The organism is Actinomycetospora sp. NBRC 106375, assembly GCF_030269665.1.
Taxonomy (GTDB): domain Bacteria; phylum Actinomycetota; class Actinomycetes; order Mycobacteriales; family Pseudonocardiaceae; genus Actinomycetospora.
In genome coordinates, this window is the sequence record NZ_BSTS01000019.1 from 1 (window position 1) to 14564 (window position 14564).

Genomic DNA, 14564 nt, shown 5'->3' on the forward strand with positions numbered 1-14564 from the left:
CCAACACCTTGACCCCACCAAGCGCTACCAAGGCCGCCTCACCCCCGCGGCCTGACCACCAAGATCCGAACCCGCGACACAACCACCGAGACTCGGCCTTGACAGATCACCCGAGACAGGACAGCCCTCATGAGGGCGCCAACTGCTCACGAGCCCAGGGACACGGATCCGTGGAGGGGCCGGCTGCGTCGAACCAGGCATGGACGACCTCGACCTGGACGCATGGCAGACGCTCCGTCGTGAGCAGCACGACGTCGTGACGATCGAACAGCTCTACCGCCGTGGCTTCACCAAGCGCGGCGTCGAGGCACAGGTGTGGGCCGGCCGGTGGCAGCCGGTGCACCGCGGCGTGTACGCGCTGCACAACGGGCCGCTCTCGCCCGAGGCCCTGCAGACGGCGGCGATCCTCGCCTGCCGGAGCGGGGTCCTCCTGAGCCACTATGCAGGAGGACGTCGTCTACGACCTGCCCGCAGGCCGGGTGATCGTGCGCCTCGACGGCTGGGAGTCCCACTCCGACAAGCTCACGGCCCTCGTCGACCGGCGGCGGACCGTCGCGGCCGCCCTGAGCTCGTCGACCCCGATCCCCTACGGCTGGACCGAGGTCACGAAGTTGCCCTGCCGCACCGCCCGCGAGGTCGAGGCCGTGCTGCGGATGATCGGGTGGACCGACCCCTCGACCAGCTGCCCCCGGTGTGCGTGAGCAGTTGGCGCCCCTATGAGGGCGCCAACTGCTCACGTGGGCCGGCACATGAGGGTCAGCGCCAGTGCAGGTAGCCGGGGTCGCCGGCGCCACCCCAGCGGTCGGCGTCGACGGTGACGCCGCCGCCGGCGCGGATCTCGCCGCACACGGTCCACCCGGCGGGCACGACGTCCTCGCTCGGGAACGTCGCGACCAGGGCGTGGTCCTCGCCGCCGGTGAGGGCCCAGTTCAGGGGGTCGCCGCCGAGGGCCGACGCGACGTCGCGCAGCTTGTCGGCCACGGGCAGCAGCCGCGAGGACAGGTCCACGTGCACGCCCGAGGCGGCGGCGACGTGACCGAGGTCCGCGAGCAGGCCGTCCGAGGTGTCGATCATCGACGTCGCGCCGGCGCGGGCGGCCACCGGCCCCTCGCGCCACGGCGGGCGGGGCGTGCGGTGCGCGGCGACCATGGCGACCGGCGAGCGGAAGCCCCGGCGCAGCACGGCCATGCCGGCCGCCGACCAGCCGAGCACGCCGGTGACCGCGACGACGTCGCCGGGCCGCGCGCCCGAGCGCGTCACGGCCTCGCGGCCCTCCAGGCTGCCGAGCGCCGTGATCGAGACCACGATCGTGTCGGACGACACGGTGTCCCCGCCGACCACGCCGATGCCCGCGTCGGCGGCGGCGTCCCACACCCCGGAGGCGAGGCCGTCGAGCACCTCGGTGCTCGTGGTGCCGGGGCAGGCGAGCGAGAGCAGCAGCGCCGTGGGCACCGCGCCCATCGCGGCGACGTCCGCGAGGTTCGCCGCGACGGCCTTGCGCCCCACCTGCTCGGGCGCCGACCAGTCCAGGCGGAAGTGCACGCCCTCGACCAGGGTGTCCACGGTCGCGACGACCCGTCCGTCGGGTGCGGCCACGACGGCCGCGTCGTCGCCGGGCCCCAGCAGCGTGGGCTCGGGCTGGAAGCGGTCGGCGGTGATCCGGTCGATCAGTCCGAACTCGCCGAGCTCCGCGGCGGTGGCGGCGTCGCCGGGTGTACCCCGGTGGCGTCCTCCCCCGTTGGGCGCGCCAAAACTACGCCGGACAGACCCCTCGGATCGCCCGTCTCCCCCGCGCCCGTTCGCCGTCCGGCTCACCCCTCGTCTCCCTGCGGTACCTTCCCTGCCACCCTTGCCGATGTCCCCCGCCGGTCCGTTCCCCAGGAGGCACGTCCGTGGTCCAGGCCTACATCCTGATCCAGACCGAGGTGGGTCGTGCCGCTGCGGTCGCCTCGGACGTGGCCGGGATCGACGGGGTCACCCGGGCCCAGGACGTCACCGGACCCTACGACGTCATCGTCAGCGTCGAGGCCGCCGACGTGGACTCTCTCGGGCGTGATGTGGTCGGCGCTGTGCAGAAGGTGCCGGGCATCACCCGGACGCTCACCTGCCCCGTCGTGTCCGCCGACTGACCCGTGATCGGCTCGCGCGGGCCCGCGCTGGTGCGCCGGCTCCCCCGCGTGCTCGTCGCGATCGCCCTGACGGTGCCCGTCCTCGTGGTTGTCGGCGTCCTGGTCGCGTCGGCCGTGCTGGTGCGCGAGCCGATCCCCGACGCGGACACCGTCCGTATCCCCGTCGCCCCCGTCGCGACCCCGGCGGCCGCGAGCGCGGACTGCTCCCGGCTGCTCTCCGGCCTGCCCGGCGAGATGGTCACCGAACGCGGCATGCTCGCGCGCCGGATCATCGCCGACCCGGTGCCGCCGGGCACCGTCGCGTGGGGCGGGGAGAACGGCACCGCGCCGGTCGTCATGCGGTGCGGCCTGCCCCGGCCCGACGAGCTGGCGCCGGGCGCGTCGGTGCTCGTGGTCGACGGTGTCGACTGGGTCGCGGCCGAGGACGGCGTGCCGGGCGCGACGACCTGGGTGACCACCGACCGCGCGGTCTACGTGGGCCTCACGGTGCCCGACGGCGTCGGCACCGGGCCGGTCCAGGACATCTCGCGCGGCGTGAAGATCGCGCTGGTCAGTCGCTGAGCTCAGCGCGGGCCGACCCCGCGCGCGAGGGCCGTCTCGACGAGGGTCGTCAGCAGCGCCGGGTAGTCGACGCCCGCCGTGGCCCACATGCGCGGGTAGAGCGACGTCGCGGTGAACCCCGGCATGGTGTTGAGCTCGTTGACCAGCAGCTTCCACCCGGGTCGAGCTCCGCTGCGCTCCGTCTCCCGCCCGTCCGCGGTGAGGAAGAAGTCGACGCGCGCGAGGCCCTCGACGTCCATCGCGCGGAACACGGCGACCGCGGCGGCGCGCACGGCCTCCGCGACGTCGTCGTCGAGCTTCGCGGGCACGTCGAGCTCGCAGGCGTCGTCGAGGTACTTGGTGTCGAAGTCGTACCAGCCGGCCTCGCCGCCCACCACGCGGATCTCGGCCGGCACGCTGGCCTCGACGCGGCCGTCGGGCCGCTCGAGCACGCCGCACTCGATCTCGCGGCCGACGATCGCGGCCTCGACGAGCACCTTCGGGTCTTCGGCGCGGGCGGTCGCGACGGCGGCGGGGAGATCGGCCCAGTCGGCGACGCGGGTGATGCCGACCGACGACCCGGCGCGCGCGGGCTTGACGAACACCGGCAGCCCCAGCCGGGCCTGCTCGTCGGCGGTCAGCTCGCCGCGGTCGCGGTGGAGCACGACGACGTCGCCGACGGCGAGGCCCGCGTCGCGCAGCAGGCGCTTGGTGACGTCCTTGTCCATCGACGCGGCGCTCGCGCACACGCCGGCGCCCACGTAGGGCACGCCGGCCATCTCGAGCAGGCCCTGTACGGTGCCGTCCTCGCCGCCCGGTCCGTGCAGGACGGGCACGACGACGTCGACGCGACCCAGTGACGAGCCGTCGTCCAGAGCGATCAGCTCGCGGCGGGTGGGGTCGGCGGGCAGCGCGACCGGCCGTCCGTCGGTGACCTCGGGCAGCTCCCGGCCGTGCAGGCGCAGCACCGCGGGGTCGGTGGGGCCGAGCACCCAGGCGCCCGCGGGGGTGATGCCGACCGGCAGCACGTCGTAGCGGGCCGGGTCGAGGTGCGCGAGGACGCTGCCGGCGGACAGGCACGAGATCCTGTGCTCGCTGCTGCGCCCGCCGAAGAGCACCACGACGCGGGGGCGGTCTCCCTCCACGTCCGGGGTCGAGCTCCGCTGCGCTCCGTCTCCCGGGCCCGTCATGCCGGCGGAGCCTACGCGGCACCCGGCCGGGGCCCGGTGACGGTCTCGGCGAGCACCGCGCCGAGCCGGGCCAGGGCGGCGTCGAACGTCGCGGCGCCCGGCCCCGCCCAGCCGACCAGCACGCCGCACCACGACCCCGGGGCGTCGGGGTCGAGGTGGTACTCCGCGAGCCCGGTCAGCTGCAGGCCGGCGCGCGCCCCGGCGTCCACGACGGCGCGCTCGGTGGCGCGGTCGGGCAGGTCGACCGCGAGGTGCGCGCCGGCCCGGTCGCCACGCACGGCGTGACCCGCCGCGGTGACGGTGTCGACGACACGCGCCCGGCGGGCGGCGAGCTCGCGGCGCAGCCGGGCGAGGTGGCGGGCCAGCGCGCCGTCGGCCTGCAGGGCGGCGACGACGTGCTGTCCGGCCGGCCCGGGACGCACGCCCGTGGCCCGGCGGCGCTCGAGCACCGCGGACCGCACCGCCGGCGGCGCCACCATCCAGCCCGCGCCGAGCACCGGCGAGAGGATCTTGCTGGTGGTGCCGAGGTGGACGGTGACGTCCGGTGCCAGCCCGGCGAGCAGCGGCAGCGGCGCGACGTCGTAGCGCAGCTCGCCGTCGTAGTCGTCCTCCACCAGCAGCACGCCCTCGTCGCGCGCCCGCGCCACCAGCGCCGACCGCCGGGCCACCGGCAGGCGGGCGCCGAGCGGGTACTGGTGCGCGGGCGTGAGGTAGACGGCGTCGACGCCCGGCGGGATCGCGTCGACCCGCAGGCCCGCGTCGTCGACCCCGACGCCCAGCACCGTGGCGCCCGCGTCGTGCAGCAGGGCGGTGGCCCGCCCGTAGCCGGGGTCCTCGACGGCCACCCGGGGAGGGCGCCCGTGCTGGGCGCGCAGCACGGCGACCAGCTCGGCGAGCCCGTCGGTGGTGCCGGCCGTGGCGAGCACGTCGTCGGGACCGGCGGCGAGGCCGCGGTGGTGCAGGAGCACGCGGGCGACGGCCTCCCGGTACGCGGGCACCCCGGCGTGCTCGGGGCGGGTGGCGGGCTCGACGTCGCCGGCGTGGCGCCAGGCCCGCCGCCACGCCCGCCGGTCGAGCACCGCCAGGCACGGCGCCCCGGGCCGGAGGTCGACGAGCTCCGGGGTATGTGAGCGGAATTCCCGGCTATAGCCGGGAATTCCGCTCACATGGGCCGTCGCCAGCACGTAGGTGCCGGCGCCGCGGCGGGAGCCGAGCCAGCCCTCGGCGACGAGCTGGTCGTACGCGGCGGCGGTGACCGTCCGGCTCACGCCGAGCTCGGTGGCCAGGGCGCGGGTCGAGGGCACGCGGTCGCCGACCCGCAGCGAGCCGCCGGCCATCGCCGCCCGCAGGCCGTCGACCACCTGCACCGCGAGCGGGGCCGACGCGTCGCGATCGAGGAGGATCGCCGCCTCGGGGGTGGGTCCGCGCACGAGTGGCCTCCCGAGATCGCACGGAAGTGGCCGTTCGATGATGCCACTTCGAGCCCCACGATGGAGCGCGTGACCGCACCGCCGCTCTCCCCCACCGACCGCTCCCGGGTCCGCCGCCACCGCGACCGGCAGCGCGACGACCGCGCCGAGCTGCACGCCGTGCTCGACGAGGCCCTCGTCGCCCACCTCGGCCTCGTCGTCGACGGTGAGCCCGCCGTGCTGCCGACGCTGCACGCGCGGATCGGCGAGACGCTCTACCTGCACGGGTCGTCGGGCGCGGCGAGCCTGCGGGGCGGCGAGCCCGTCTGCGTCACGGTCACCCTCGTCGACGGGCTCGTGTACGCGCGCCGCTGGTTCACCCACTCCGCGAACTACCGCAGCGCCGTCGTCCGCGGGCAGGCCCGGCGGGTCACCGACCCCGACGAGCACCTCGCCGCGCTGCGGGCGTTCGTCGCTCAGATCGCCCCGGGCCAGGAGGACTACGCCGAGCCGCCCACCCGCAAGGAGCTGGCCGCGACCGCGGTGATCGCGCTCGACCTCACCGAGGCCAGCGTCAAGGCGCGCACCGGGGGACCGGGCGACGGCGACGCCGTCGCGGCCGGCGACCACCGCTGGGCCGGCGTGGTGGCGCTGGAGACCCGGGTCGCCGGCGTCACGACGTGCCCGGCGCTGCCGGCCGACACGCCGGTCCCCGCGCACGTGCCGCGGACGGCCTAGTGCTCAGACCAGGGCGGCCGCGCGGTCCCGCACGGGGGCGGGCGCGATCCGGCGCCGCAGCTGCACCGTGGTGCCGGTGGCGCCGGGCAGCACCGCCATGGCGTGCATGAGCTCCCGCATCAGCGGCAGGCCGCGCCCCCGCCAGCCGGGGCCGTCGCTGGTGCGCCAGGAGCCCTCGTCGAGCACGGTGACGACGAGGTCCCGGCCGGTGAGCAGCGGGCAGGACACGGCCGACCACAGGGTCATCAGCCCGGGGTCGGTGCGCTCGACGTAGGCGTGGTCGACGACGTTGGCCAGCGCCTCGTACACCGCGAGCGCGAGGTCGTCAGCGGTGTCGGTGTCGGTGAGCCCGCCGACCCAGTGCCGGAAGCGGCGGCGCAGCGTGGCGGCGTTCTCGGTGGTGGCGAGCGCGCAGAGCTCGAGCGGCGCCACCGCCGTCCGCGGTGCCGTCCTCGGCCCCATCCGCTGCAGCACGTCCATCGCGGCCAGTGTTCCCCGGCCCTCCCGGCACAAACGTGGCACCCCGGTGGGGATGGCTCACGACACGTTCACTCGACCTTCAGTTCCCGGTTGATCAGCTCGTCGCCGACCTCCTTGGCCGACACCTCGCCGGCGCACACCCGGCGCACCGCGTCGACGATCGGGGTGTCGACCTCGTGGCGACGGGCGAGCTCACCGATCGCGTCGCACGACTTCACGCCCTCGGCCACCTGGCCGTGGTTGGCCTCCTCGGCCTCGGCCATGGACAGGCCGCGGCCCAGGGACTCGCCGAAGCGCCGGTTGCGCGACAGCGGCGAGGAGCAGGTCGCGACCAGGTCGCCCATCCCCGCCAGCCCGGCGAGGGTCAGCGGCTCCGCGCCCAGCGCCACGGCCAGGCGGGAGATCTCGGCCAGCCCGCGGGTGATCAGCGACGCGGTCGTGTTGTCGCCGTAGCCGAGGCCCGACGCGGTGCCGCAGGCCAGGGCGATGACGTTCTTGCACGCCCCGCCGAGCTCGCAGCCGACGACGTCGGGGTTGGTGTAGGGCTTGAAGTAGCCGGTCGAGCAGGCGTGCTGGACCGCGACGGCGCGGTCGTGGTCGGAGCACGCGACGACGGTGGCGGTCGGCTGTTCGTTCGCGATCTCCCCGGCGAGGTTCGGGCCCGTCACCACCGCCACGTCGTCGGCCGACGCGCCGGTCACCTCGCGGATCACCTCGCTCATCCGCAGCAGCGAGCCCCGCTCGACGCCCTTGGCGAGGCTGACCAGCATCACCCCGGCGGGCAGGTGCGGGGTCCAGCGCTCGAGGTTCTCCCGCAGGCGCTGCGCGGGCAGGGCCAGGACGACGGCCTCCGCGCCTTCGAGCGCCTCGTCGGCGTCGGCGGTCGCGGCCAGCTCGGGCGGCAGCGCCACGTCGGGCAGGTACTCGTGGTTGCGGTGCTCCTTGCCGACGGCCTCGGCGACCTCGGTGCGGCGGGCCCAGAGCGTCACCGGCGTCCCGGCGTCGGCGAGGACCTTGGCGAACGTCGTGCCCCACGACCCGGCGCCGAGCACCGCGAACCGTCGCAGCGGGCGGACACCGTCGGGGACGTCGGCGATGCTCACCGGTCCTGGCTCCGCGCGCCCCGCGTCGGTTCGGGAGCCGGTTCGCCCCGCACCTCCGAGAGCAGCTCGCGCACCGCCGTCATCATCCGGTCCGTCGTCTCCCGCAGCAGGGGTCTCGGTCCTCTCTCCGCGACGCGCGCCCGCAGGTCGTCCATGGGGATCGGCGGGCCGGCCTTCACCGTGATCGTCGTCCGCCGGGACGGGCGGAAGCGCTTCTTGTAGTGGTCGTAGACCGAGAGCGTGCCCCAGTGCACGACCGGGATGACCGGGACGTCGGAGTCCAGCGCCAGCCGGGCCGCCCCCGAGCGCGCCGCCATCGGCCACCCGGCCTCGTCCCGGGTGATCGTGCCCTCGGGGTAGATCACGACGACGCCGTCGTCGGCGAACGACGTCCGCGCCGCCTCGAGGCTCGTCCCCGCGTCGGCCGAACCCCGGCTGACCGGGATCTGGCGGCTCCCGGTCAGCACGCGGCCGAAGAGCGGGACGTCCCAGAGCGACGCCTTGGCGAGGAACCGCGGGACGCGGCGGGCGCGGTGCACGAAGACCGCGGTGTAGACCGGGTCGAGGTACGAGACGTGGTTGCACACCAGCATCGCGGGCCCGCTCGCGGGGATGTTCTCCAGCCCCTCCATGCGGCGCTTCGCCAGCAACCAGGTCAGCGGGTAGAAGACCACGGCGGCCAGGGCCACCGCGGGCCCGCCTCTCTCGCGCGCCCGTGCCACCGGCTCGCCCACCTCCGCGAAGGATGCGTTCGGACACGGAGGGTTCCGGCCCGACGCGCGCAGTCTCTCCCGTCGCCGCGCCGACGGTCCACCCGCGCTCGGTCACGTCCACACCGCCGAGGGGGCAGACTGGACGCGTGCACGATCCGGTGGACGTCGTGGTGCCGGTCAAGGAGCTGCGACGCGCGAAGTCGCGGCTCGCCCCGGCCGTCGCGGACCTCCCCGGCGACGACGCCGACCGCGAGCACGCCCACCGCGCGCTGGCGCTCGCCCTGGCCCGCGACACGCTGCGGGCCGCCCGCGCCGCCGCCGGCACGGGGCGGCTCGTCGTCGTCACCGCCGAACCGGCGGTCACGCTCGCCGGGGCGGGCGAGCCGCACGAGGTCGTGCGCGACACGGGCGGCGGGCTCAACGCCGCGGTCCGCCTCGGCGCCCGGCACCTGCGACCGTCCGCCCACGGGCCCACCGCCGCCCTGCAGGCCGACCTGCCCGCCCTGCGGCCCGCCGAGCTCGACGACGCGCTGGCCCGGGCGGCGGCGTTGTTCGCCGACGGCGCGGAGCGCGTGTTCGTCGCCGACCACGCGGGTACCGGGACGACCCTGCTGGTCGCCGCCGCGGGCCGCGCCCTGCGCCCGCGGTTCGGGCCCGGCTCGGCGGGCGCCCACGCCGCCTCCGGCGCGGTCGCGCTCGACGGCGACTGGCCGGGTCTGCGCGGCGATGTCGACACCGTCGCCGACCTGGCCCGCGCCCGCGGGCTCGGTGCCGGGCCGGAGACGTCGGCCTGGCTCACGCCCGTGATGGCGCGCCGCTGACGGTCCCGAGGGCGTGGTCCCGGTCGCGCGTCCCTCGCGGCGCCCTGGTCTCTCGGGCACCATCGGATGTCGTGAGCCACTCGGTGTCAGCAGCGTCGACAGGGACCTCCAGCCCCGGGGCCGGCGACGACACCGGCGTCCACGCGGCCCTCGACGTCGAGCCGGACGACGAGGACCGCCCCGGGCCCCCGCCGCCCGCGCCCGCGGACGAGAACGGCCGCGCCGCGCGCCGCACCCCGAGCGCGCCGGCGGCCCCGACGGCGGGTCCCGCGGACGCGGCGGACCTGCCCCCGAACCGCTACGACAGCCGCGAGCTCTCGTGGCTGGAGTTCAACGCGCGGGTGCTGGCGCTGGCCGAGGACACCAGCCAGCCGCTGCTCGAACGGGCGAAGTTCCTGTCGATCTTCGCGTCGAACCTCGACGAGTTCTACATGGTCCGCGTGGCCGGCCTGAAGCGCCGCGACGAGGCCGGGCTCGCGGTGCGCGGCGCCGACGGGCTGACCCCGCGCGAGCAGCTCTCCCGCATCGCCGCGCGCACCCAGGAGCTCTCGGGCAAGCACGCGCGGGTGTTCCTCGACGACGTCGCCCCGGCCCTCGAGGACGCTGGCATCCACATCATCGACTGGTCGCAGGTCACCGAGTCGGCCCGGCCGCGGCTGACCGACTGGTTCGCCCGCCAGGTGTTCCCGGTGCTCACGCCCCTGGCCGTCGACCCGGCCCACCCGTTCCCCTACATCTCCAACCAGTCGCTCAACCTCGCGGTCGCCGTGCACGACCCGGAGACCGGCACCGAGCACTTCGCCCGCGTCAAGGTGCCGAACAACGTGCCGCGGCTCGTGCGGGTCGGCGACCCGGACGAGACGGGCCTCGGCGAGACCGGCCTCGGTGAGACCGACAGGGAAGCCTGGTTCCTGCCCATCGAGGACCTCATCGCCGAGAACCTCGACCAGCTCTTCGAGGGCATGCGCGTCGTCGAGCACCACGTGTTCCGGGTGACCCGCAACGCCGACCTCGAGGTCGAGGAGGACCGCGACGAGGACCTCCTGCAGGCCCTCGAGCGCGAGCTGGCCCGGCGGCGCTTCGGCCCGCCGGTGCGCCTCGAGATCACCGACTCGATGAGCGAGCACATGCTCGAGCTGCTGCTGCGCGAGCTCGACGTCGACCCGCACGACGTCGTGCAGGTCCCGGGCCTGCTCGACCTCTCGGCGCTCATGGAGCTCCTGAGCCTCAACCGCCCCGAGCTCAAGGACCCGGTGTTCGTGCCGGCCACCCACCCGGCGTTCAGCGAGGGCGAGACGCCGAGGAGCGTGTTCGCGACGCTGCGCGAGGGCGACGTGCTCGTGCACCACCCCTACGACTCGTTCTCGACGAGCGTGCACCGCTTCATCGAGCAGGCCGCGTCCGACCCGAAGGTCCTCGCGATCAAGCAGACGCTCTACCGGACCTCCGGTGACTCGCCGATCGTCGAGTCACTGATCGACGCGGCCGAGGCGGGCAAGCAGGTCGTGGCCGTGGTGGAGATCAAGGCGCGCTTCGACGAGCGCGCCAACATCGGCTGGGCCCGCGCCCTGGAGCGCGCGGGCGTGCACGTCGTCTACGGGCTGGTCGGGCTCAAGACGCACTGCAAGGCCGTGCTCGTCGTGCGCCAGGAGGGCCCGACGATCAAGCGGTACTGCCACCTCGGCACCGGCAACTACAACCCGAAGACGGCCCGGCTCTACGAGGACATCGGGCTGTTCACCGCCGACGAGACGATCGCCGCCGACCTCACCGACCTGTTCAACGTGCTCACCGGGTACGCGCGACGCAGCTCCTACCGCAAGCTGCTCGTCGCCCCGTACGGCCTGCGCCGCGGGATCGTCGACCGCATCGACGGCGAGCGCGAGCGTGCCGAGCGCGGCGAGACGGCGGGCATCCGGATCAAGGTCAACGGGCTGGTGGACGAGCAGGTCATCGACGCCCTCTACCGGGCCTCGGCGGCCGGCGTCCCGGTCGACCTGGTGGTGCGCGGGCTGTGCTCGCTGCGCGCGGGGGTGCCCGGGCTCTCCGAGAACATCCGGGTGCGCTCGATCCTCGGGCGCTTCCTCGAGCACTCGCGGATCTTCCACTTCGTGGGGGCCGATGAACACTGGATCGGCAGCGCGGACATGATGCACCGGAACCTGGACCGCCGTGTGGAGGCTCTCGTCCCCGTGACCGACCCGCGCCTGACCGCCCAGCTCGACGACGTGCTCGACTCGGCGACCGCGCCGCCCACCCGCTGCTGGATCCTCGAGCCCGACGGCTCCTGGGACCCGTGGCCGGTGGCCGCGGGCCACGACCACGAGGGCATGGCCGTCTCCGACCACCAGGTGCAGCTGCTGCGCCGCCACCAGGCCGCGCAGTGACGATCCTCGCGGCCGGAGCGGTGCTCTGGCGGCCCGCCGACGGCGGCACGGTCGAGGTGGCCGTCGTCCACCGGCCGCACCACGCGGACTGGAGCCTGCCCAAGGGGAAGGTCGACCCCGGCGAGACGCTCGCCGACACCGCGGTCCGCGAGCTGGCCGAGGAGACGGGGTTCGCGGCCGTGCTCGGGCGGCACCTGCGCACCGTCGAGTACACGGTCGCCGACGAGGACAAGTCCGTCGACTACTGGGCGGCGCGCGCCGGCGAGGGCCGGTTCACCCCCGGCGACGAGACCGACGAGCTGCGGTGGCTGACTCCCGGCGAGGCGGCCGCGCTCTTGACCTACGCCTCGGACCGCACGGTGCTCGACGACTTCACCGCCCGCCCGGCCGCCCTGCGCAGCATGCTGCTCGTCCGGCACGCCGTCGCGGGCCGGCGGTCGGAGTGGTCGGGCCCGGACGCCGACCGGCCGCTCGACGAGGAGGGCCGCGAGCAGGCCCGGGCCCTCGTGCCCATGCTCGGGCGCTACGGCGTGACCGCGCTGCGGGCGGTCCCCAACGTGCGCTGCCGCCAGACCCTCGAGCCGTACGCCGAGGCCACCGGCATCCCGGTCGCACCGCTCGCCGAGCTCGGCGACGAGGCGGTCTGGGACGACCCGGGCGCGGCCCTGGCCGCGGTCGACGCGCTCGTCGCGGGCTCGGGGACCACGGCGGTGTGCGCGCAGGGCGACGGGATCCCGCGCGTCGTGCGGGCGCTGGCCACCCGGTCGCGGGCCGCGGGCTCGGCACCGCTGGCCAACCGCGAGCTCGACGAGCCGCCGAGCCGCAAGGGCAGCTTCTGGGTGCTCTCGTTCGCAGCGGGCGGCGTGCTCGCCGCCGCGGACTACCACCGCGACCCGACGGCCTAGCCGTCCTCGGCCACCACGACGGGTGACCACGCGAGACCCACGTCTCACGGTGGATCACCCGAAAGGGGACGTCCCGGCACGGATCGGGGCGGGCGCGGACACGCCACCGGACTGGGTTAGCGTCGAGGCCTCCCCAGCCCCCGAACCGTCTCCCCGCACAGTTCCCACTGCCGCCGAACGCCAGGAGCTCCCCCCGGTGCGTCCGTCGAACACCCGACGCGTCCGCCAGATCGCCCTCGTCGTGGTGGCCGCCGTCGTGCTGCTGGGCGTCAACGTGCCCCCGGCGTGGTCCTACATCAGCGAGTGGCGGCACGAGCAGCTGATCAACAGCCCGGACTACATGAAGCAGTTCGGGCACTGGGACACGATCAACGTCCCCGACGCGAACCGCGTCAACGCGATCCACGCGGCGCTGCTGTCCACCGGCAAGGTCCTGCTCATCGCGGGGTCGGGCAACAAGGAGGACATGTTCGCGACGCGGGCGCTCAAGAGCCTGCTCTACGACCCCGCCACCGGTGAGTCGAAGATGATCCCGGTCCCGGACGACATGTTCTGCGGCGGCCAGACGACGCTGCCCGACGGGCGGCTGCTCGTCGCCGGCGGCACCCAGCGCTACGAGAAGCTCGACGGCGCGGTCACCAACGCCGCCGGGACGATGACGGTCAAGAACGAGAACCCGAACCTCCCGATGACGCTGCCCGCCGGCACCGTCTTCGTCTCCCCCACCGGCGTCCGCTACCGCGCCGACGCCGAGACGGTGCTCCCGCCCGCCCAGAAGGTCGGCCAGGGACGCCGGACCCAGGTGACCGCCTCGGAGAAGCCCGTCTTCGTCGAGGCCGTCGACCCCGGCCCGGCGGCGGTGAACCCGAACCCGGCGCAGTACCAGGTGGAGGGCCTGCCGCCGGACGTCGCGCGCAACGTCTACGGCCAGGGCCAGCAGATGACCCTGCGCAAGCAGGACTACCAGGGCACGAACCAGGCGTACACGTTCGACCCGGTCAGCGAGTCGTGGTCGCGGGTCTCGGACATGGCGTTCCACCGTTGGTACGCGACGCTGACGCCGATGTCGGACGGGAACGTCCTGACGACCGCCGGGCTCGACGGCACCGGCGAGGTGCTCAACGGGCAGACCGAGATCTTCAACCCGGCGACGAACGCCTTCACCGAGCGAAAGGAGCTCACCCACTACTTCCCGACCTATCCGGCGATCTTCGAGACCGACAAGCCCGGGCGGATGGTCTACACCGGGGCGAACGCGGGCTACGGGCCCGCCGAGCGCGGTCGCGAGCCGGGGTTCTGGGACATGGACAACGGCGCCTTCGCGCCCATCCCCGGGATGCGCGACCCGGACCTGCTCGAGACCGCCGGGTCCGCCTTCATCGGGCCGGTGAACGACCAGCGCATGGCCGTCGTCGGTGGCGGCGGCGTCGGCGAGAGCCCCCGCTCCACCGGGCGCATCGACTACCTCGACCTCAAGGACCCGGCGCCGCACTTCACCCCGGGCCCGTCCCTGCCCGAGGGCGTGCGCTACCCCAACCTCGTGAACCTGCCCGACGACACGATGCTCATCTCCGGGGGCTCGCGGGACTACCGCGGCAAGGGCGGCACCAACAACCACATCGCCCAGCTGCTGCACCCCGATACCGGGCAGCTCACCGCGGCGGCCGACCCCGCCGTCGGCCGCGACTACCACACCGAGGCGCTGCTGCTGCCCGACGGCCGCGTGCTCACCGCGGGGTCCGACCCGCTGTTCGACGACGAGCAGAACCTCGTGCCCGGCACCTTCGAGCAGCGCATCGAGATCTACAGCCCGCCCTACCTCTACCGGGGCGGCCGGCCCACGATCACCGACGCGCCGCCCACGCTCGTGCGCGGGCAGACGGCGACGATCCCGACGCCGGACCCGAGCCACATCCGCAGCGCGCGGCTGATCAAGGCCTCCACGGCGACCCACGTCACGACCACCGACATGCGGTCGGTGGCCCTCGACGTCTCCCCCCGCGCCGGCGGGGTGGGCGTGACCGTGCCGGACAACCCGGCGCTCACCCCGCCCGGGCCCTACATGATCTTCCTCGTCGACGACCGCGGCGTGCCGTCGGTCGCGAAGATGACGAACGTCGGCCCCGGCCGGCGCGCGCTCCCGGACTAG

At 75.0% G+C, this 14564-nt stretch carries 14 protein-coding genes; 8 read left to right on the top strand and 6 right to left on the bottom strand.

The window, feature by feature from the left end:
* Positions 1 to 440: 440 nt before the first annotated feature.
* On the top strand, positions 441 to 701 hold the full coding sequence (locus QSK03_RS25825) for a hypothetical protein (RefSeq protein ID WP_285658120.1): 261 nt from the start codon (positions 441 to 443) through the stop codon (positions 699 to 701).
* 55 nt (positions 702 to 756) lie between these two features.
* On the opposite strand, the gene QSK03_RS25830 is transcribed toward QSK03_RS25825, so the two are convergent.
* Positions 757 to 1815, bottom strand: coding sequence for a thiamine-phosphate kinase (locus QSK03_RS25830; RefSeq protein WP_285658123.1), 1059 nt, complete (start codon positions 1813 to 1815; stop codon positions 757 to 759).
* A 77-nt stretch (positions 1816 to 1892) separates the two neighbouring features.
* On the opposite strand from QSK03_RS25830, the gene QSK03_RS25835 reads away from it, so the two are divergent.
* A complete protein-coding gene (locus QSK03_RS25835; protein ID WP_285658125.1) occupies positions 1893 to 2129 on the top strand; it encodes an Lrp/AsnC ligand binding domain-containing protein in 237 nt (78 codons plus the stop codon).
* A 3-nt stretch (positions 2130 to 2132) separates the two neighbouring features.
* A complete protein-coding gene (locus QSK03_RS25840; protein WP_285658127.1) occupies positions 2133 to 2690 on the top strand; it encodes a DUF3515 domain-containing protein in 558 nt (185 codons plus the stop codon).
* A 2-nt stretch (positions 2691 to 2692) separates the two neighbouring features.
* On the opposite strand, the gene QSK03_RS25845 is transcribed toward QSK03_RS25840, so the two are convergent.
* The gene (locus QSK03_RS25845; protein ID WP_502872219.1) at positions 2693 to 3859 is read right to left on the bottom strand and encodes a D-alanine--D-alanine ligase family protein; all 1167 of its coding nucleotides are present in this window, start codon (positions 3857 to 3859) and stop codon (positions 2693 to 2695) included.
* 11 nt (positions 3860 to 3870) lie between these two features.
* The gene (gene pdxR, locus QSK03_RS25850; RefSeq protein WP_285658129.1) at positions 3871 to 5289 is read right to left on the bottom strand and encodes a MocR-like pyridoxine biosynthesis transcription factor PdxR; all 1419 of its coding nucleotides are present in this window, start codon (positions 5287 to 5289) and stop codon (positions 3871 to 3873) included.
* Between the two features lie 60 nt (positions 5290 to 5349).
* Between pdxR and QSK03_RS25855 the strand changes: the two genes are divergently transcribed.
* Positions 5350 to 6006, top strand: coding sequence for a pyridoxamine 5'-phosphate oxidase family protein (locus tag QSK03_RS25855; RefSeq protein ID WP_285658131.1), 657 nt, complete (start codon positions 5350 to 5352; stop codon positions 6004 to 6006).
* Between the two features lie 3 nt (positions 6007 to 6009).
* On the opposite strand, the gene QSK03_RS25860 is transcribed toward QSK03_RS25855, so the two are convergent.
* From QSK03_RS25860 to QSK03_RS25870, 3 genes are all read right to left on the bottom strand, one after another.
* On the bottom strand, positions 6010 to 6486 hold the full coding sequence (locus QSK03_RS25860) for an ATP-binding protein (RefSeq protein WP_285658133.1): 477 nt from the start codon (positions 6484 to 6486) through the stop codon (positions 6010 to 6012).
* A 68-nt stretch (positions 6487 to 6554) separates the two neighbouring features.
* Positions 6555 to 7553, bottom strand: a complete 999-nt coding sequence (locus QSK03_RS25865) for an NAD(P)H-dependent glycerol-3-phosphate dehydrogenase (RefSeq protein WP_285658321.1) — start codon at positions 7551 to 7553, stop codon at positions 6555 to 6557.
* Positions 7554 to 7585: 32 nt separating this feature from the next.
* Complete coding sequence (locus QSK03_RS25870) at positions 7586 to 8323, bottom strand: lysophospholipid acyltransferase family protein (protein ID WP_285658135.1); 738 nt, start codon at positions 8321 to 8323, stop codon at positions 7586 to 7588.
* Between the two features lie 125 nt (positions 8324 to 8448).
* Here QSK03_RS25870 and cofC point away from each other — a divergent pair, with 125 nt between their 5' ends.
* From cofC to glxA, 4 genes are all read left to right on the top strand, one after another.
* Positions 8449 to 9123 carry a 2-phospho-L-lactate guanylyltransferase gene (cofC, locus tag QSK03_RS25875; RefSeq protein WP_285658136.1) on the top strand — a complete coding sequence of 225 codons (675 nt, stop codon included), beginning with the start codon at positions 8449 to 8451 and terminating at the stop codon, positions 9121 to 9123.
* A 71-nt stretch (positions 9124 to 9194) separates the two neighbouring features.
* Positions 9195 to 11510 carry an RNA degradosome polyphosphate kinase gene (locus tag QSK03_RS25880; RefSeq protein ID WP_352232044.1) on the top strand — a complete coding sequence of 772 codons (2316 nt, stop codon included), beginning with the start codon at positions 9195 to 9197 and terminating at the stop codon, positions 11508 to 11510.
* Positions 11507 to 12415 carry an NUDIX hydrolase gene (locus QSK03_RS25885; RefSeq protein WP_352232045.1) on the top strand — a complete coding sequence of 303 codons (909 nt, stop codon included), beginning with the start codon at positions 11507 to 11509 and terminating at the stop codon, positions 12413 to 12415. The genes QSK03_RS25880 and QSK03_RS25885 overlap by 4 nt, the downstream gene beginning before the upstream one ends.
* Positions 12416 to 12611: 196 nt before the next feature.
* On the top strand, positions 12612 to 14564 hold the full coding sequence (gene glxA / locus QSK03_RS25890) for a radical copper oxidase GlxA (protein WP_285658138.1): 1953 nt from the start codon (positions 12612 to 12614) through the stop codon (positions 14562 to 14564).